The following is a 19386-nucleotide window of genomic DNA, read 5'->3' on the forward strand; positions in this document are numbered from 1 at the left end:
TAAATCGATTTTGTAATTTTGAAAACCAAATTTCTGAGCAATAAATGTGTACAGTAACTTATCTTCCATTACCTAATAATAACTTTATTTTAACTTCTAATAGAGATGAAACTCCTTTAAGAAAAACAATTCCACCAAAAACTTATATAGAAAATGATGCAGAATTAACCTACCCAAAAGATGAATTAGCAGGAGGAACTTGGATTGGAATTAGCAATAAAAATAGATTGGTTTGTCTTTTAAATGGCGAATTTAAAAAACACATTCGAAATACTTATTATAAAATGAGTAGAGGTATTATTGTTAAAAATATCCTTTCAGCTGAGGATGCTGTTTCTTATATACATGATTTTAATTTTGATGAAATTGAACCATTTACAATTGTGTTAGTAGATTGGAATCATCAATTAGAGACCTATGAATTTGTTTGGGATGGACAAACGAAACACTTCACAAAATTAGCACAAGAACCAAGAATTTGGTCATCCTCTCCTTTGTATACAGATGATATAAAACAATTACGTAACGAATGGTTTGAGAATTGGTTAGCTGATAATAATAAATTTACTCAAGAAAAAATTCTAGAGTTTCATAAAAATGATACATTAGGAAGTCCAGAAAATTCTATTAAAATGAAACGTTCTTTTCTGGAAACTGTGAGTATTACATCCATAGAAAAAAATGGGAATAATATGTCTATGGAGTATTTAGATGTTTTGAATAGCGATTATGAAAAAAAATAAATTACTTTAATTATATGTTCTAATTATCAAACATCAACTAAAACTTCTTTAGCATAAGTTCAGTTAAATAAACAAATTTAAAACGTATAGATATTTTTTAAAATTTATCAAAAGGAGAACTCTGCTGGTTTTTCTAGTTTTCTGAATTTAACTCTTTTTAAAATAACAAGTTGGTTTATTTTTATCACTTTTAAAAGCACTTTAAAATTACACATCTTAATAGTAAGATGCTATGTAATATCTTTTTCACCAATTAACAAATTTGATATTTTTAATGAAGTATTTTTAAAACTTAATTCGTTTTTCATTTCCAAACTTTTTATTATTTCTTTAAAAAATCTCCTAATTTCTTGCTCTTTTAGATAATCTTAAAACTTATCGAAAACTTGGTAAAACTAGTAAGCTTATACTATTATTTTTCTATTTTGTAATTTAATTGTTTTTTTTAATTGCATCCATAATTACTTTAATTGAGTTAATATTAGAAAGATAATACTCATAATTTGCTAGGTAAATAAGCTCTTTATGAAAAAAATAACCCAAACCTAACAGAACTAAACCCAGAAAATCTATCCGAAGACGAAAAAATAATTTTAAATGCCATGAATTTATAAGGGAGTTCCAAGAAGAAAGTTTCTGAAACAAGTTTCGTTGGCAGGTGTTGGCTCTTTTGCTTTAACTTTATTTACATCATAAATCTTTGCTAATACAGTTCCAAATTTAACAGAAAATACAGTGGCTATGCTCAATGAAATAAAAGTAAACTTAAAAATTAATGATACTCTAAAAACAATACATGTAGACTCTAGAAGAAGCTTGTTAGATGCTTTAAGAGAAACTTTAGGGTTAACAGGAACTAAGAAGGGATGTGATCATGGACAGTGTGGAGCTTGCACTGTTATTATTGATGGAAAACGAAATCTTTCTTGTTTAACTTTAACTGCAACTTGCGAAAATAAAGAAATAACAACCATAGAGGGTTTAGCAAAAAATGGAGAAATGCACCCAATGCAAAAAGCATTTTTAAAACACGATGGTTTTCAATGTGGTTATTGTACACCAGGTCAAATTTGTTCTACAGTTGCGCTTTTAGAGGAAGCAAAAAATGGTGAAGCAAGTTATGTTACTAAAAACCTGAAAGATATTGATAACAACATTAATTTATCTGAAGAAGAAATTAGAGAGCGAATGTCTGGAAATATCTGTAGATGTGGTGCGTATAATAATATTATTCAGGCTTTCAAAGAAGTTTATTCTGGAGATGATGAAATGCCAACTTGGGAATTTGCCACAAAAGCGCAAATGGAAAAAGCTAAAAATGCCTAGCAGATTAGCAGTTTTGAAAAAAGCATAAATCATATTTAAAAAATAGCAATGAGACCATTTACATATACAGGAGTAGAAAATAAAGAGCAAGCATTAAATGTATTTACCGAAAAATCCCATTATTTGTCTGGTGGAACAAATTTGGTAGATTTAATGAAAGAAGATGTTGAGAAACCAGAGCAGTTAATTTACGTGTTAAACTTAGATTATAAAGATGTTAAGCAAAATGATGATGGCAGTTTAACACTTGGTGCAATGTTAAGTAATGCTGAAACTGCTAACCATAAATTGGTAAGAACAAAATACCCATTATTATCTATGGCAATGCTTTCTGCAGCAACTGCTCAAATTAGAAATATGGCAACAAATGGGGGTAATTTATTACAACGAACACGTTGTCCTTATTTTTTTGAGACTTCCATGCCATGTAATAAAAGAGAACCAGGTTCTGGTTGTGGAGCACTAAAAGGTATAAATTCCAAACACGCTATTTTTGGATATAGTGAATCTTGTATTGCTACTCATCCTTCTGATATGTGTGTTGCATTAGCAGCAATTGGTGCAACTGTTGAAGTTCAAAAGGTAAATGGCTCATCTAGAATGATAAATTTTACAGATTTCCATAGATTACCAAAAAACAATCCAGAAAAGGATACTAATTTAATTAAAGGCGAATTAATTACTGAAATTCATTTACCCAAATCAAAATTTGCAGACAATTATTATTATCTAAAAATTAGAGAACGTTCAAGTTATGCGTTTGCATTAATTTCAGTAGCTGCAGGATTAGAAATAAAAAATGGTATAATTAAAAGTATAGGATTGGCTATTGGAGGTGTAGCACATAAACCTTGGAAATTATTTAAAGCAGAAGATTTTTTAACTAATAAAAAACCAACAAAAGAAAATTTTGAAATTGCTGCGGATTTAGAAATGAAAGATGCAAAACCTTTTGAAGGAAATAAGTATAAAGTAAAAATGGGTAAAAAAGCAATTGTAAGGGCGTTAAACCAAGCGTTAGTTAGAGAGGCTTAAAAAAAAATCCATTTTAATAGAATTTAGTATGAAAAAATCAAACAAATCTGAAGTAGGTGAAGCAATTGATAGAGTAGAAGGTCATTTAAAAGTAATGGGAAAAGCTACCTACGCAAGTGAATTTAATGTGCCAAATAAAGTTTACGGACAAGCAATTAATAGTACAATAGCTAAGGGAGAAATAATTTCTATTGATGTAAGTGAAGCAGAAAAACAAAAAGGTGTCTTAAAAATTATTACCTATAAAAATGCTGAAAAATTAAAAACATTAGAAGGTAAGTTACCAGAAATTACAACAGATTCAATAGCACCTGTTCTACAATCTAATAAAGTAAATTATTATGGAGAATATGTTGGTTTTGTGGTTGCAGAAACTTTTGAGCAGGCTCAACATGCAGCAAGATTAGTCAAATTTAAATATAAAGAAGATAAAAATGCGATTATTAATTTTGAAAAATCCAAATCGCAGGCATTTCTGCCAAATGAAGATTCTGATTACGAAAGAGGAAGTATAGAAAAAGGATTATTGCAAGCAGATAAAATTGTAGAACAAACTTATGTTACACCAATAGAGCATCATCATCCAATGGAATTACATGCAACAATTGCAAGTTGGGATAATGGAGGTGTTTTGGTTTATGCAAGTCAGCAGATTGTGGATGATGCAGCAATTTCAATTTCAGCAACCTTTCAAATACCAAAGAAAAATGTACGAGTAATTTCTTCATTTGTAGGTGGAGGTTTTGGTTCTAAATTAAATTTAGAACGTCATGTTATTTTAGCAGTAATGGCATCTAAAATGATTGGAAAACCAGTGCAAGCAACTGTAACAAGAACACAGATGTTTACAAACACAGGAATGCGTCAAAAGAATGAACAGACAATGAAAGTTGGAGCTAAAAAAGACGGAACATTAACAGCACTATATCATGATACACTTTCTCATACTTCAGCCACGCAAACATATCAAGAGCAATGTGGTTTGGTAACAAAAATGTTGTATAATACACCAAATAATAAAGTGTTACATCGTTTAATTTCTATGAATTTGCAAACGCCATTTTCAATGAGAGCTCCAGGAGAAGCTACAGGGAGTTTTGCTCTTGAGTCTGCTATGGATGAAATGGCTTGGCAATTAAAGATGGATCCCATTGAATTTAGAATTAAAAATGATACACAAAAAGATTTATTAGAAGATAGGCCTTTTTCATCAAGACTTTTAACTGAATGTTTGCGAATTGGAGCAGATAAATTTGGGTGGAAAAATAGAAAAGAGCAACCTAGAACTAATCAAAATGGTAACTGGCTAATTGGGTATGGTGTAAGTGCAGCTTCAAGAAATGCACCCTATCAAAAAACATTTGCTAAAGTAATTTTGGATTTAAAAGAGGATACTGTAAAAGCAACTATTCAAATGGATGCAACTGACATTGGAACAGGAAGCTACACTATTATTGCCCAAACAGCAGCACAATATTTAGATATACCAGTCGAATATGTTTTTGTAGAATTAGGAGATTCAGATTTTCCTGTAACACCAGGTTCAGGAGGTTCTTGGGGAGCAGCTTCCTATTGTAATGGAGTAAGAGCAGCTTGTGAAAGTGCAATTACAACTTTAAAAAACAATAGAAATATTAATCAAGATGAAGAAGTTTCTGTTGCAGATTTATTAAGAAGAAATCAAATTACTACCTTCGAAGCAGAAGGAATGGCTGAACCTTCAGCAGAATTTGAAAAATATTCAATTTATTCTTTTGGTGCAAATTTTACAGAAGTTTGGGTAGATAAAGATACAGGAATGTATAAAATAAAACGAATGGTAAATGTTGCATCAGCAGGAAAAATATTAAATCCAAAAACTGCTTATGGGCAAATTATTGGTGGTTTAACAATGGGTGCAGGAATGGTAATTGCAGAAAAGACGGAAGTAGAACCTAATTTTGGAAATTTTATAACACGTTCTTTTGCAGATTATCATGTTCCTGTAAATTTAGATATGGCAAATACTGATGTTATCTTTTTACCAGAAGAAGATGAAATAGCAAATAAAACGGGAATTAAAGGAGTGGGAGAATTAGGGATTACAAGTGTTGCTGCATCTATTACCAATGCTCTATTTAATGCAACAGGAAAACGAATGAGAGAATTGCCAGTTACACCCGATAAATTAATGATGGCTAAGGTTGAAGCTGGTATTTAGTTTTAAAACATATTATTTTTTATCAATCTAAAAAAGTAAAAAAGAAATTACAAATAGAAACGATACACCAATTCCAGATACTATCATATAGCTGATGTTTAGTAATAGAAATTTCATAATTGTTTTAAAATATCCTTGTTGATAAAATTTCTTCATAGCAATAATTAAATACAAAAGGAATAAGACAATGAATACCCAGATTTCAGGTTTTAATGTGCATAATTTCAATAATAAAAAGATCGTAAAAAGCATAAAGAAAACTGTTTGTACATGAAAAACAAAAATTAAATGATCTACATATGTATATTTTCTTCTGATGTAAAAGAGTCTTAAAAATAGCGTAAAAAAAGGTAAAAAGATAAATAAAGCAATAGAGCCATAAGATAATACTTGACTAAGAAATTGATCTCTACTCTCCTCATTTTTTGAGATTGAATATAAACTTCTTGCCTTTGTAAATAGAAATCGATTCGTAAAGTTTTTTTCATATCCTAAAGAATCTAAAGCAACATCTATTTTAGTGTCTGGATATTTTTTAGCGTATTTTGCAAACTTGTCTATTCTATTTTTTCCGTCAAAATTAAAAGTTAAATTGTTCTTATTCTCTTTAAAATTTGTGGTGTCTTTGGCTTCTTTTTTTACTTCTTCTATAATTCTCTTTTTTGCAGATGCAGGAATAGGAATAAAAGATTTATTTAGATCCTCATCTAATTCCTTAATTATTGAATCTATTTTTTCTTGGGTTGGTGGTTCTTCTTTTTTATATTTTGAATCTGTATTTTTTTTAAGTACATTCGTTATATCTGCCTTGCTTTCATCTGCTAACGCTTCGTATTTATCAATTGATTTCGATAAACCAACAATCAAGAAAAAAATAATAGAAACTGTTAAATAAAAACGAAATGGATTGGAATAACGTTGTCTTTTACCATCAATATAATCTCTAGAAACTTTACCAGGATTTATTAAAAGAGGAATAATTGTATTCCAGAATTTGGCTTCAAAATTAAATAAGCCGTTAAAAACTTCATGTATAAAACTTTTAAAGGTAATTTTATTGCCTTTGTTTGCTTGGCCACATTCAGGACAAAATTTTTCATGTCCATTAAAAGGATGCCCACAATTTAAGCAGGCAGCATCTTTAATTTTAGCGACTTTATTTTTTGTTTTTTTTAGTTTGATACGATTGGTGTTAATAGTTGAAAAGTGGGAATTGTAACTTTAAAATGCTCTAAAGTTTTAGTGTTTTGCATCGTATAAAAACCTTTCATAGAACCTATGTTAGATTCTAAAAAACAGCCAGAGCTATAAGAATACGTATCATTTGGTTTTAAAATTGGGGTTTGCCCAACCACACCTTCACCTTCTACAATTTCAGTTTTGTTAAGCGAATCGAAAATTTGCCAAAAACGATCTGTTAATTTTACAGTTTGTTCAGAATTATTTTCGATAGTTATAAAATAGGCAAAGACATAATACAACCTGTTATTTCTATAACTTGTTCCATTATATTTTGTTTCTACAATAATTTTTATGCCTTTTGTAATTTGCTCTACCATGAAAGGTAAATGTAGTTTTTTTGTTTAAAAAACACAAATCATTTTTCTTTACCTATCTTGATTATAAAAACCTGTGCCAATTCCTATGACTCTATCATATAATCCACCCAAAGGTTTAAAATAAGTGATGACAGTATATTGGTTTTCAGTTTCAAAAAAAGTACCATTTATTTCATTGGTGTCAACTTTGTTAAATTTATCAACAGTTGCAAACGTATAATTGTAAAAACCTTGTTTCATTAAAATAGCTCCTTTGTAACTTTTATCTTCAAAGTCATATACTAATTTAGTTTCTTCTTCAATTTCAAAATTATTGAAAGCACCATACACATGTACACTTTTATCTAAAAAAGGGGCGTCTGCATATAAAGTAAAGTGCATCATAGCATAATCTGCTTCAGTATTAGGAGTGTTTCCTTCTAAAGTTCTAAATACAAATTGTCCATTTATATCAGGATTAAATCTATATTCTAAATCAGGATTATAGGTGTAGGGATATAAATAATGATGAAAAACATCCCTCATTTCTATACGAACTACATTTAAACTTTTATTTCTGATGAGTTTGGTATCAAAATTTAAATATTCGTTTCCTCCCCAAAAATTAGTCTTGTTTGTATACGTGTACCTTAATTGGTTTTGTTGAAAAAAAGTAGGTTGTAAATCTGTAATTTTTTCATTCCAATTCTCGTTTTTAAGAACCACAACATTCACCTCTTGTCGTGGATTGTTAATTCTTATATTTGGGTGGTTTATTGTAAACTCTATAGTTTGTTGTGTATTGGTAGTTTTTGCATTTCTACTTCTAGTAGCTTGAACACCAATAGTAGCAGCGTTTTCATAGAGCACAAATCTTCTAGTAAAAACAACTTCATCATAATCATCTAAAACAGATAAAAGATAATTTCCACTTTTAGTAATTACAGTATTTACATTCGGAATTTTAACTTCATAATGCGTGTAATTTTGAAAAGTATTAAAAGAATTGGTAATATTTATAATGGAGTTTTCGTCGAAACCATTTATATATTGGCTAGAAAGTAGTCTGCTTTTTTGCCAATCATGTGTCATGTGTTCTATTTTATATCGATATTCTTTACTGTCATTTTCTAAATCATCAAAAGACAGTTGTAAAACAGTACCTAAAGGAACAATTGCTGAGTAGTTGTTTTCTTGCAAAGGTCTTAATTGAATTGATTTAATATTTTGAGCATCTATTTTAATCCATATAAAAAGGAGTGCAATTAGTAAAGTTTTTTTCATCATAATTACAAAAATATCAAATTTTAAGCCAAAAATATAATATCTGATAATATTTGATTTTTCGCTAATTTAGAATTAGTATAAATAGTATTTCTTTAACAAGATTACATCATATTTATATTAAAAATAGTTGCTAAAAACCGTAAATTTGCATGATTTTTAAAGATAACTAACAATTCCAAATTACTATGTCAAAAGACATTCGTATTAAAAAAGGCTTAGATATTAAGCTTGTTGGCGAGGCAGAAAAAACAACTACTAATATTCCTTTAAGTAGTGTGTATGCTGTAAAGCCAGAAGATTTCCACGGAATTACACCTAAATTATTGGCTAAAGAAGGCGCAAACGTTAAAGCAGGACAAGCATTGTTCTATGATAAAAACGATGAGCGAATTTTATTTCCAAGTCCTGTTTCTGGTACAGTAACAGAGGTTTTACGTGGAGCAAGAAGGAAAATTTTAGCAATTAAAATTAATGCTGATGCAACTATTGAGCATACAGATTTTGGTGTAAAAAAGCCATCATCTATGTCTTCAGAAGATGTGAAATCGCATTTATTTTTATCAGGTTGCTGGCCATTTGTAAAACAACGTCCTTATGATGTAATTGCAAACCCAAACCAAGCACCAAAGGCAATTTTTATTTCTGCAAGTAACACAGCACCTTTAGCTCCAGATTTATCTTACACTTTAAAAGGTAGAGAGTTAGAGTTGAAAGCTGGTTTAGAGGCTATTACCAAATTAACAGAAGGTAAAGTTCATGTTGCTGTAGGTAAAAATGAAGGTTCTTTTTTTCAAGGAATTTCTGGTGTTGAATTACATACAGTTTCAGGGCCACATCCAGCAGGAAATGTTGGGACTCACATTGCAAAAATAAATCCTATTAATAAAGGCGAAGTTGTTTGGACTTTAAAGATTGAAGATGTTTTAGTAATTGGAGAGTTGTTTTTAACAGGTAGGTTTAATCTTACAAGAACAATTGCTTTAACAGGTTCTCAATTTAGTAAACCACATTATGTAACTGTAATTGCAGGTGCTACAATTGCTGATGTTATTGCAAAAAATGCAGAAACTACTGGAACTAGAGTTATAAGTGGTAACGTACTTTCTGGAAAAGAAGTTAAAGAAAATGACTTTTTAGGGTATTATGATAACCAAATTACTGCAATTCCTGAGGGAGATGATTATGAGTTTTTTGGATGGAATAAGCCTGTTTTTAATAAAATATCAACATCAAGAGCACTTACTTTTTCTTGGTTAACGCCAAATAAAAAATACGATTTAGATACCAACACAAATGGAGAGCATAGAGCTTTTGTTGTAACAGGTAATTACGAAGAGGTTTTTCCTTTAGATATTTATCCAATGCAATTGTTAAAAGCATTTATGTATAAAGATTTAGATGAAATGGAAGCTTTAGGTGGTTATGAAATAGCTCCAGAAGACTTTGCATTAACCGAATTTGTATGTGTTTCAAAGCAACCACATCAAAAAATAATTCGCGAAGGTTTAGATTTAATGAGACAAGAATTAGGATAAGATTATGAGCTTAAAACAAAACTTACATAATTTAAAGGAAAAATATAAAGGAACAAAAATGGCGCCTGCATTTAATGCAATCCATACCTTTTTATATTTACCAAACGAAGTTACTCATGGAGGAACTCATATAAAAGCTGCAGACGATTTAAAGCGTACAATGAATATTGTAATTATGGCTTTAATTCCATGTTTGCTTTTTGGAATATTTAACGCAGGTTATCAACATTATGCAGCTATAGACGCAGCAAAAGGTGTTATTAGAGAAGCTTCTCTTTTTGGCAATTTTATCAATTGGGATAATTTTGTGGTTGGAGCTTGGACAGTTTTACCTTTAGTACTAGTTTCTTATGGAGTTGGTCTTTTAGTAGAATTCATTTTCGCTGTTATAAAAGGGCATGAAGTAGAAGAAGGGTATTTAGTTACAGGAATGTTAGTTCCTTTAATTGTACCTGTAGATATTCCTTTATGGATGTTATCAGTAGCCGTTATTTTTGGTGTTGTAATTGGTAAAGAAGTTTTTGGTGGTACAGGAATGAATATTCTAAATCCTGCATTAACAATTAGAGCTTTCTTGTTTTTTGCATATCCAACTTGGATGTCTGGAGATAAAGTTTGGGTTCATGAAGCAGTGAGCAGAACAGGAACTGCAGATGCAATTTCTGGAGAAACTGTTTTAGGAGCATACGCACAAAATTCAAATTTACCTGAATTAGGAAATAGCGTTTTAGCAGGTGTAGATAAAATGGACATGTTTTTTGGTTTTATGCCAGGTTCTGTTGGTGAAACTTCTAAAATTCTAATTATTTTAGGAGGTTTGTTTTTAATTTATACAAAAGTTGCAAGTTGGAGAATTATTCTTTCTGCAATTGTTGGTGCATTAACAATGGGATTAATTTTTAACGGTGTTGTAAACGCTGGTTGGATTACAGATACTAGTAAATTCTTTGGATTAATGAGTGTTCCTTTCTGGCAACATTTAATTATAGGAAGTGTTTTATTTGGTGCTGTTTATATGGCAACAGATCCTGTTAGTGGTTCACAAACAAATAAAGGAAAATGGATTTATGGTTTCTTAATTGGTTTTATATCAATTATGATACGTGTATTTAATCCTGCATATCCAGAAGGAGTATTTTTAGCAATTTTATTGATGAACGTATTTGCTCCAACAATCGATCATTATGTGATTCAAGGAAATGTTAAAAGAAGAATGAAACGTTTAAAAGCAAAAACAGCTTAATTATGGCAGCTAACACAGATAGTAATAGTTATACAATAATATTCGCCATTGCAATGGTAATTATTGTAGGATCATTATTAGCATTTACAGCATCTTCATTAAAACCTGCAATTAAGGAAAATGAAAGAATGGAAACTCAGCAAAATATTTTGTATGCTATGGGTGTAAATGAAAATGAAGGTACAGGAGATATTGCCTTTGTATCCACAGATAATGTTGCAAATAAATTTTCTGAAAATATTTCTGAACAATTAGTTTTAGAATATAAAGATGGAAAAATTATCAATCAAATGACACGTCAAGAATTTATGGATTCTAAAGACGAAGGAAAAGGAATGGAACCTTATTTAATTGATGTTAAAAAACAGCAAACAAGAGCAAAAGAAGGCAAATCTAGATTTTTACCTTTATTTATTGGTACGTTAGAAGGTGAAACTGTATATGTAGCACCAGTTAGAGGAAAAGGTCTTTGGGATGCTATTTGGGGTTATATAGCTTTAGATAAAGATATGGTTGTAAAAGGAACATTTTTTGATCATGCAGGAGAAACTCCTGGTCTTGGAGCTAACATAAAACAACGTTATTTTATGGACGATTTTTATGGTGAAAAATTATTAACGGAAGCAGGAGTATTCAAAGGAATAAACGTTGCTAAAGGGAATAACGACCCTAAAAATGAAGATAAAGACGATTATGAAGTAGATGCTTTAGCTGGTGCAACAATTACTGGTGATGGTATTTCTGCTATGATAAAAAAGGATTTAAAGTTGTATTTACCATACTTCCAAAACTTAAAAAAATAATTTAAAATGGGATTACTTTCAAAAAAGGACGCAAAGTTAATTACAGATCCATTAGCAGATAATAATCCAATTACTATACAAGTATTAGGTATTTGTTCTGCATTAGCAATAACTGCAGAGTTAAAAGCTTCTTTGGTAATGGGTATTGCAGTATTGTTTGTATTAGGTATTGGTAATGTTGTAATTTCTTTAATGAGAAACATTATACCTTCTAAAATTAGAATTATAGTGCAACTAATTGTAGTAGCTGCATTGGTAATTATTGTAGATCAAGTTTTAAAAGCTTTTCAGTACGAACTGAGTAAAACACTATCTGTTTTTATTGGTTTAATTATAACAAACTGTATAATTATGGGGCGTTTTGAAGCATTTGCATTGGCAAATGGACCATGGAAATCCTTTTTGGATGGAATAGGAAATGCTCTAGGATATGCAGTTATTTTAATAATTGTTGGTTTCTTCAGAGAGTTATTGGGTTCTGGAACTTTATTTGGAATGCCAGTTTTAGGAGATGCTATCGAAAAAACAGGTTTATATGCAACAGGTTATGAAAATAATGGTTTTATGTTAATGCCTCCAATGGCACTAATAATTGTAGGACTTATTATTTGGGTTCAACGTAGCAGAAATAAATCATTAATTGAAGATTAACACAGAGTATAGTTGTTAATTTATTTCATCATCTAAAAAAAAATTGAAAAAATAAAATACTGAAGTAAAATCAGTATTAAAATAAAAAATATGGAACATATAGAATTATTTTTCAAGTCAATCTTTATAGACAACATGGTGTTTGCTGTATTCTTAGGTATGTGCTCATACTTAGCAGTATCTAAAAAAGTATCAACAGCAGTTGGTTTAGGAGCAGCAGTAATTTTTGTACTAGCAATAACAGTTCCTTTAAACTGGTTGTTAGATCAGTATTTATTACAGCCAGGTGCTCTTGTTTGGTTAGGACCAGAATATGCAGATTACGATTTAAGTTTCCTTTCTTTTATCATGTTTATTGCAACAATTGCAACCATGGTACAATTGGTAGAAATTATTGTTGAAAAATTTTCTCCATCACTTTACAATTCTTTAGGTATTTTCTTACCATTAATTGCTGTAAACTGTGCTATTTTGGGAGGAAGTTTATTTATGCAAGCTAGAGAAATTGAAACTCTAGGATTGGCATTAAATTATGGTATTTCATCAGGAATAGGATGGTTTTTAGCAATATTAGCCATTGCAGCAATTCGTGAAAAAATCAGATATTCAAGTGTTCCTCCAGCCTTAAGAGGTCTAGGAATTACTTTTATAATTACTGGTTTAATGGGAATTGGTTTTTTAAGTTTTGGTGGAATGTTAACAGGAGGAGATGAAGAAGGAGAACCTTCTACAGAACCAGAAGCTAAAATTGAAAAAGTGGAGAAAAAGGAAGTGAAAGAAGAATTAGCAAAAAATACTAAAACTATACAATAATATGATTTTAGCAGCAGGTACAACAGGAACTATAATAGCAACAGTAGCAGCTTTTTTAATAATAACATTGTTATTGGTTACTTTATTGTTAGTTGTAAAACAAAAATTATCACCATCAGGTCCTGTAAAGATTATGATTAATGGTGAAAGAGAAATTGAAGTAGCTTCTGGAGATACATTACTATCTACTTTAGGGAATAATAAAATATTTTTACCTTCTGCATGTGGTGGAGGTGGAACTTGTATACAATGTGAATGTCATGTAAATGAAGGTGGAGGAGAAGCTTTACCTACAGAAGTTCCTCACTTTTCTAGAAAAGAATTAAAAGAAGGAGCACGTTTAGCTTGTCAAGTAAAAGTAAAACAAGACATGAATATTTCTATTCCAGAAGAAGTTTTTGGAATTAAGAAATGGGATGCAGTAGTTGTTAGAAATTATAATGTAGCTTCTTTTATTAAGGAATTTGTTGTTGAAATTCCAGAAGATATGGGCTATAAAGCAGGTGGATATATTCAAATTGAAATTCCTCCTTGTGAAGTAAAATTCGCTGATATGGATATTACTGCACACCCAGAAGAACATGAAACTCCAGATAAATTCGAGGCTGAATGGAACAAATTTAATTTGAGACCTTTAGTAATGAAGAATACTGAAACTGTAGAAAGAGCATATTCTATGGCTTCTTACCCTGCAGAAGGAAGAGAAATTATGTTGAATGTACGTATTGCAACTCCTCCTTTTGATAGAGCAAAAGGCGGCTGGATGGATGTAAATCCTGGTGTTGCTTCTTCTTATATTTTCAATTTGAAAAAAGGAGATAAGTGTGTTATTTCTGGGCCTTATGGAGAGTTCTTTATCAATGAATCTGATGCAGAAATGTTATATGTTGGTGGTGGAGCAGGTATGGCTCCAATGAGATCTCACTTATATCATTTATTCAGAACCATAAAAACTGGAAGAAAAGTAACGTATTGGTATGGAGGACGTTCTAAAGCAGAATTATTTTATATTGATCATTTTAGAGCTTTAGAAAAAGATTTCCCGAACTTTAAATTCTACATTGCTTTATCAGATCCTTTAGAGTCTGATAATTGGAAAGTGAAAAAAGATATTTATGATGAGTCAGGTGATGGTTTTGTAGGCTTTATTCATAATTGTGTAATTGACAATTATTTAAGTAAACACGATGCTCCAGAAGATATGGAATTGTATTTCTGTGGACCACCATTAATGAACAAAGCAGTTCAGAAAATGGGAGAAGATTTTGGTATGCCAGATGAAAATATACGTTTTGATGATTTTGGAGGATAGCCAAAGTAGAATTCCGAACAAATGTTAAATATAAAAAACCGATTCAATTAATTTTGAATCGGTTTTCTTATTTTTGAATTCGAGAAAATTAAAGAATAAATTTAGTTTTTATCTTTAATTTTAACATCAACATTCCCTTTGTCATCTGCTTTTACAGAGCCTTTAGAGGTTTCTACACTTATCGTTTTTTTCGCTTCTGTTTCTGTTTTTACTGTTTCCTTTTTTTTATCATCTCTACAAGAAGTTAAAGAAATAGTAAGGCAAAATGCTAAGAACATTATTTTTTTCATAATTGTTATGTTTTATCAATTGCAAATTACGTCGTATTTAAAATATAAGTTAATCCTATGCAATTATATAATAACTCATTAACAATTAAGCTAAAAATGTTTTAACGTGATAAACAGGTTCTCCATTTTCTTGCTCAAATAGTTTAGAAAAATCAAGCACATTTGGTTCGTTATCCAGTTCGCATAAAAGTTCTACAACTGCAACTAAACCATTAAATAGAGCTTCATTAGAAGTCGGGTTTTGTGGTTTTGGATTGTAATGACAAAGTGGTGTTTTAAATCCACAAGAATCTAAAAAGACTTTTTCAATTTGTAAAATTTCTTGAGGAGTATATCCATTAAATTTTCTTCCCAAATTTTGATGAACGCTACCAATATAATTTAGTTGCAGAGATCCATGTTCATTAGAAAGATGTTTCCAACTATCTTGATTGTCTAATATATTACCAACAGCACAAGCTGTACAATCTTCTGGATTTAACCTGTTATTATGATACGCATTATACAATTTAATTAAAGCGTGTTCTAATCTTTGCGAAGTTTTCATAAGCTATAATTTACTTTCTAAATATAATAAAATTTGTAATTATATTAAAATGAGAAGGTTTAAATCTTATTATTTTTAATAAATTTAAATTAGTGAACAACTCCTTTTAGGTAATTGTTTTAAGTCGTATTTTTGATTCTTAGAAATGATTCATCATGAAACGCATACACAAAATATTAAAGAAGAATAAGTACATCAAAATAAAATTAAAAAAAATTGCAACGAACCACTTAGAGTTAAAAGCTAAAATTAATGGTATAAAAGGTAGTTTTATTTTAGATACAGGAGCTTCTAATTCTTGTGTTGGGATTGATATGATTTCCTATTTTAATTTAGATGCTACAGAGAGCGAAACTAAAGCAGCTGGAGCAGGAGCTGTAGATATGGAAACTCAACAATCAGAAAATAATTTACTTAAAATTGGTGATTGGAAAACTAAAAAATGTCATTTAGTTTTGTTCGATTTAACCCATGTAAATACGGCCTTAACACAACATAAAGCCAAAGAAGTTCATGGAATTATTGGCGCAGATATTTTACGAAAAGGAAAGGCATTTATAGATTACAATAAGAATACTTTATATTTAAAAAAAACCAAAAAATAATCAATACAAAATAAGAAAAAATGAGTTTACAAAAACAAGTAATGGACAAAATGAAAGAGGCAATGAAGGCAAAAGATACTGTTGCTTTACAAGCTTTAAGAGCTGTAAAATCTGCTTTTTTGTTGGCTAAAACTGAAACTGGTGTTCAAGCTGAATTAACAGAAGAACAAGAAATAAAGATAATTCAAAAGCAAGTAAAACAAAGAAAAGACAGTGCTGCTATTTTTTTGAAACAAGACAGGCAAGATTTAGCAGAACCTGAATTAGCTGAAATTGCAGTTTTAGAGCAATTTTTACCAGAAGCGTTATCAGAAGAAAAAATTGAAGAAGTTGTTCTTGCAACAATCAATAAATTAGGTGCTTCAGGTATGCAAGATATGGGGAAAGTTATGGGAATTGTTTCTAAAGAATTAGCTGGAAAAGCTGATGGTAAAACAATATCTATTTTAGTGAAGAAAAATTTAGCTTAAAATTTAAACATTTTTTTCTGAAATAAAAATGGCTACGTAGTTCAACTGGATAGAATATTAGATTTCGGCTCTAATGGTTGGGGGTTCGAATCCCTTCGTGGTCACAAACTCAAAGTAAGTTAATTGCTTTGAGTTTTTTTATTAGGAATACTCAGATGTTAATTCATCTACAATTAAACCATCTTCTAACGTTTGAATTACGCCTAAAGCTGCTCTTTCTCCAGCAATCATAGCTGCATTTAATGAACCATTTAATAGTTGATCTCCTGCTAAAAATACGGTTGCTTTTAATTTGGTTTCTGTGCTAGAAATTTCATATTGTAAGTTCGTTAATTTTGGCAACGCTTTTTTAATATGATAATGTTTCAAGAACTTTTTCACATCAATATTACAGAACCTTTTCAAATCTTCTGTAACTCTCAAAATTAAATTTAAATCGGTTAATTGGTGTTCTTTTACAACAGTTACAGAAAGTAATTCTTTATTGTTTTTGGTTGATGTTGCCAAACTTGTGTGATAAAAAATATTATTAATCAACGAGTTTTCATCAGAAATTAAACCAATTAAAGGTTTTTGAATAACTCTTTTATCAGTTTCAAAATATAAAGATTCACAGCTTTTCCAAGCTGTTTCTTGGTTTTTTAAGTTTGATATTAAGTTGCTTGCTTCTGTTGCAATAATCGTAAAATTGCTTTTTAAAATAGTATCATTTTGCAAAATAACCTCTTTATCTTTTACTTCTTTTACAGGCGAATTAAATTTAAAAGTAGTATTTTTTAAGTTTAATTTTAGCTGATTTGGTATTTCTTGAATTCCGTTTTTAGGCAAAACAGCCAAGCCATCACCAAACATTTTGTATACAAATTCAAACATTCTGCTTGAGGTTTCTAAGTTTGGATCCAAAAATATTCCGCTAAAAAAAGGTTTGAAAAAATCGTTAATTATTTCATCAGAAAAACCAAAATCTTGCAAATATTGTAAGGTTGATGTTTCACCTGTCTTAAAAATTGCAGCAATTTTCTTCTTCTTTAAAAGTATGTTTAGTTTTAGAATTTTTGTTTTATCAGCAAAAGTACCAATAGATGAAAATAACGTAGGAAATAATAATGAAAAACTACGAAGAGGATCTCCAATAGTTTGCTGTTTATTGTCTTTAAAAATGGTGGCTCCAGGCAAAAACTCTTGCAATTCTAACGCGTCATAATTTAAATATTTTTTAGCTGCTGGATAAGAAGTCAATAAAACTTGAAAGCCATGATCCAAGGTATAACCATCAACAATATCCGATTTTACACGACCACCAACAGAATTGGTAGCTTCTAAAATAGTTGGGTGATACCCATGATTTTCTAAAATTTGAGCAGCAATTAAACCACTAATTCCTGCACCAATGATATGTATTTTATATGCTGATTTCTCCATTTTAAATTCGTTTTAGTATTGCTTTTTTGATTCAAAAGCTATTATATTGAATATGTAATTATCTTTTTCTAATTCTTCAAAAAATGATAATCTTAAAGGTTTTCTAATTCTTCAGGTTTTAAACACTCAAAAACTAACTAATATGGTTAAAAATAATACTATTAATTTAAAGATTTTCTACTTTGTAACCATAAATAATATTGCAATCCAAATAAAATAGCACCTGCTAATAAATGTACAGCTTGTGTACCTAAAGGAAATTCTGCATAATACATTAAGATACCTGTAATAGTTTCAAGAAATAATAAGAAAACAATCCAATTTACTAATTTATAACCAAGATTTTTAACTTGGTTAATGTAAAATAAACCCAGGTTTACCAACACAATTGCAATGGTAAAAGATCTATGAAAATAGAATTTAAAACTAGGATCCATTAAACTATAATTTTTATTTTCGAAACCAAACAGTTTTACTTGCTCATCTATAAATTGCCTAACTTGAGTTCCCATTGCAATTTGTATCAACGAAAAAATAACAGAAATTATAAGTAACTTATTAAAAAGTGAGTTGTAATTATAGGTTTTTTTATCAGAAATAATAAATTTTAATTGTAATAAAAGCGCAATAATAATCAACCCAATAACCATATGAATGGTTATAATTTCTGGTTTCAAGTTGGTGTCAACAACTATTTTACCCAAAACTGCTTCAATCAACATTAAAAAGAAAGCTGTAAATGCTAAATATGGAATTCGTTTGTCCGTTTTCCAGAATTTGGTTGATGCGTATATCAAAAATAAAAACACAAAACCTGCTAAAACAGAAGCTAATCTATTGATATATTCTGTCCAAGTATGGTATTTATTGAACTTATTATAATCGTGTTTGGTGTATTTAGACCAGTTTTTTATTGTAAAAGTATCTGCAGTTGTAATGTTTTTATCAGCAACAAACAATGCCTCGTCTTTAATTATAATAATGCCTTTTTTATACTCGGTATTTGGTTTCCAAGTTATTTGCTCTTCAGATGTTGGTGGAATATAGTATCCAAAACATTTAGGCCAATCAGGGCAACCCATTCCAGAACCTGTCATTCTAACAACTGAGCCAGCTAAGAAAATTAAATAGACAGAAATTATTGAGTATTGTACAATTTTAGGAAATCTTTTTTTCATCAGATATAAAACTTTCTGCAAAAATACGCCAAAAAAAAGTCGCTTAAAATTAATTAAGCGACTTGTTCTTATGTAAAAAAAATCTAAATAATATTAGATAACTCTAACGTCTACTGCGTTTAAGCCTTTTCTACCTTCTTTTAAATCGAATTCAACTGCATCACCTTCTCTTACTTCGTCGATTAATCCTGATACATGCACAAAATACTCTGTGTTTGAATCATCTTCTGTTACGAATCCAAATCCTTTAGATTCGTTGAAGAATTTTATTGTTCCTGTTTTCACTTTGATATATAATAAATGTTAATAATACTACAAATATACATTAATTGTAATTGATTTTATCAAATCGGCTTTTAAATCATATTTAATTATTTTTTTTAGTGAT

20 protein-coding genes, 1 tRNA gene and 1 pseudogene are annotated in these 19386 nt (G+C 29.8%); 13 read left to right on the forward strand and 9 right to left on the reverse strand.

Annotated elements, in window-relative coordinates:
- Positions 1-44: 44 nt before the first annotated feature.
- The 4 genes from LPB03_RS14330 to LPB03_RS14345 all read left to right on the forward strand — a co-directional run bounded on the left by LPB03_RS14330 (position 45) and on the right by LPB03_RS14345 (position 5304).
- Entirely contained in the window at positions 45-743 is a 699-nt protein-coding gene (locus tag LPB03_RS14330; protein ID WP_065320432.1) for an NRDE family protein, read from the forward strand.
- Between the two features lie 741 nt (positions 744-1484).
- Positions 1485-2069 carry a 2Fe-2S iron-sulfur cluster-binding protein gene (locus LPB03_RS14335; RefSeq protein ID WP_231953108.1) on the forward strand — a complete coding sequence of 195 codons (585 nt, stop codon included), beginning with the start codon at positions 1485-1487 and terminating at the stop codon, positions 2067-2069.
- A 48-nt stretch (positions 2070-2117) separates the two neighbouring features.
- Positions 2118-3104 carry an FAD binding domain-containing protein gene (locus tag LPB03_RS14340; protein WP_065320431.1) on the forward strand — a complete coding sequence of 329 codons (987 nt, stop codon included), beginning with the start codon at positions 2118-2120 and terminating at the stop codon, positions 3102-3104.
- 28 nt (positions 3105-3132) lie between these two features.
- Positions 3133-5304, forward strand: a complete 2172-nt coding sequence (locus LPB03_RS14345; RefSeq protein WP_065320430.1) for a xanthine dehydrogenase family protein molybdopterin-binding subunit — start codon at positions 3133-3135, stop codon at positions 5302-5304.
- 27 nt (positions 5305-5331) lie between these two features.
- Here LPB03_RS14345 and LPB03_RS14350 read toward each other — a convergent pair whose 3' ends face one another.
- The 4 genes and pseudogenes from LPB03_RS14350 to LPB03_RS14360 all read right to left on the reverse strand — a co-directional run bounded on the left by LPB03_RS14350 (position 5332) and on the right by LPB03_RS14360 (position 8129).
- Positions 5332-6171 carry a hypothetical protein gene (locus LPB03_RS14350; RefSeq protein WP_065320429.1) on the reverse strand — a complete coding sequence of 280 codons (840 nt, stop codon included), beginning with the start codon at positions 6169-6171 and terminating at the stop codon, positions 5332-5334.
- A 60-nt stretch (positions 6172-6231) separates the two neighbouring features.
- A pseudogene (locus LPB03_RS16965) lies at positions 6232-6501 on the reverse strand (DUF3667 domain-containing protein); the annotation flags it as partial.
- Positions 6477-6863 (reverse strand): Co2+/Mg2+ efflux facilitator ApaG/CorD, encoded by a 387-nt coding sequence (gene apaG, locus LPB03_RS14355; protein ID WP_065320428.1) that lies wholly within the window; start codon positions 6861-6863, stop codon positions 6477-6479. The pseudogene LPB03_RS16965 and the gene apaG, both read right to left, overlap by 25 nt.
- Positions 6864-6911: 48 nt before the next feature.
- Entirely contained in the window at positions 6912-8129 is a 1218-nt protein-coding gene (locus LPB03_RS14360; protein WP_065320427.1) for a type IX secretion system plug protein, read from the reverse strand.
- Between the two features lie 185 nt (positions 8130-8314).
- Here LPB03_RS14360 and LPB03_RS14365 point away from each other — a divergent pair, with 185 nt between their 5' ends.
- The 6 genes from LPB03_RS14365 to nqrF all read left to right on the forward strand — a co-directional run bounded on the left by LPB03_RS14365 (position 8315) and on the right by nqrF (position 14486).
- Positions 8315-9664 (forward strand): Na(+)-translocating NADH-quinone reductase subunit A, encoded by a 1350-nt coding sequence (locus tag LPB03_RS14365; RefSeq protein WP_065320426.1) that lies wholly within the window; start codon positions 8315-8317, stop codon positions 9662-9664.
- A 4-nt stretch (positions 9665-9668) separates the two neighbouring features.
- Positions 9669-10907, forward strand: a complete 1239-nt coding sequence (locus tag LPB03_RS14370) for an NADH:ubiquinone reductase (Na(+)-transporting) subunit B (RefSeq protein ID WP_065320425.1) — start codon at positions 9669-9671, stop codon at positions 10905-10907.
- 2 nt (positions 10908-10909) lie between these two features.
- Entirely contained in the window at positions 10910-11710 is an 801-nt protein-coding gene (locus LPB03_RS14375) for a Na(+)-translocating NADH-quinone reductase subunit C (protein ID WP_065320424.1), read from the forward strand.
- Between the two features lie 6 nt (positions 11711-11716).
- Positions 11717-12361, forward strand: a complete 645-nt coding sequence (locus tag LPB03_RS14380) for an NADH:ubiquinone reductase (Na(+)-transporting) subunit D (protein WP_065320423.1) — start codon at positions 11717-11719, stop codon at positions 12359-12361.
- 90 nt (positions 12362-12451) lie between these two features.
- Entirely contained in the window at positions 12452-13174 is a 723-nt protein-coding gene (nqrE, locus tag LPB03_RS14385; protein ID WP_083187342.1) for an NADH:ubiquinone reductase (Na(+)-transporting) subunit E, read from the forward strand.
- A 1-nt stretch (position 13175) separates the two neighbouring features.
- Positions 13176-14486: an NADH:ubiquinone reductase (Na(+)-transporting) subunit F gene (gene nqrF / locus LPB03_RS14390; RefSeq protein ID WP_065320421.1), complete on the forward strand. Its 1311-nt coding sequence runs from the start codon at positions 13176-13178 to the stop codon at positions 14484-14486.
- A gap of 101 nt (positions 14487-14587) precedes the next feature.
- On the opposite strand, the gene LPB03_RS14395 is transcribed toward nqrF, so the two are convergent.
- Together LPB03_RS14395 and LPB03_RS14400 are read right to left on the reverse strand one after the other, a co-directional pair.
- Complete coding sequence (locus LPB03_RS14395; RefSeq protein WP_065320420.1) at positions 14588-14776, reverse strand: hypothetical protein; 189 nt, start codon at positions 14774-14776, stop codon at positions 14588-14590.
- 85 nt (positions 14777-14861) lie between these two features.
- A complete protein-coding gene (locus tag LPB03_RS14400; protein WP_065320419.1) occupies positions 14862-15323 on the reverse strand; it encodes a Na(+)-translocating NADH-quinone reductase subunit F in 462 nt (153 codons plus the stop codon).
- Positions 15324-15478: 155 nt separating this feature from the next.
- On the opposite strand from LPB03_RS14400, the gene LPB03_RS14405 reads away from it, so the two are divergent.
- The 3 genes from LPB03_RS14405 to LPB03_RS14415 all read left to right on the forward strand — a co-directional run bounded on the left by LPB03_RS14405 (position 15479) and on the right by LPB03_RS14415 (position 16502).
- Positions 15479-15928, forward strand: coding sequence for a retropepsin-like aspartic protease (locus tag LPB03_RS14405; RefSeq protein WP_065320418.1), 450 nt, complete (start codon positions 15479-15481; stop codon positions 15926-15928).
- A 20-nt stretch (positions 15929-15948) separates the two neighbouring features.
- Positions 15949-16398 carry a GatB/YqeY domain-containing protein gene (locus LPB03_RS14410; protein ID WP_065320417.1) on the forward strand — a complete coding sequence of 150 codons (450 nt, stop codon included), beginning with the start codon at positions 15949-15951 and terminating at the stop codon, positions 16396-16398.
- Positions 16399-16428: 30 nt separating this feature from the next.
- Positions 16429-16502: transfer RNA gene (locus tag LPB03_RS14415), tRNA-Arg, on the forward strand.
- Positions 16503-16539: 37 nt separating this feature from the next.
- Here the strand turns inward: LPB03_RS14415 and LPB03_RS14420 are convergent.
- From LPB03_RS14420 to LPB03_RS14430, 3 genes are all read right to left on the reverse strand, one after another.
- A complete protein-coding gene (locus LPB03_RS14420) occupies positions 16540-17820 on the reverse strand; it encodes an FAD-dependent oxidoreductase (RefSeq protein ID WP_065320416.1) in 1281 nt (426 codons plus the stop codon).
- A gap of 161 nt (positions 17821-17981) precedes the next feature.
- A complete protein-coding gene (locus LPB03_RS14425; RefSeq protein ID WP_065320415.1) occupies positions 17982-18998 on the reverse strand; it encodes a COX15/CtaA family protein in 1017 nt (338 codons plus the stop codon).
- A 93-nt stretch (positions 18999-19091) separates the two neighbouring features.
- A complete protein-coding gene (locus LPB03_RS14430; RefSeq protein ID WP_026775504.1) occupies positions 19092-19283 on the reverse strand; it encodes a cold-shock protein in 192 nt (63 codons plus the stop codon).
- Positions 19284-19386 lie beyond the last annotated feature (103 nt).

This window comes from Polaribacter vadi, assembly GCF_001761365.1.
In the GTDB taxonomy this organism is placed as follows: Bacteria; Bacteroidota; Bacteroidia; order Flavobacteriales; family Flavobacteriaceae; genus Polaribacter; species Polaribacter vadi.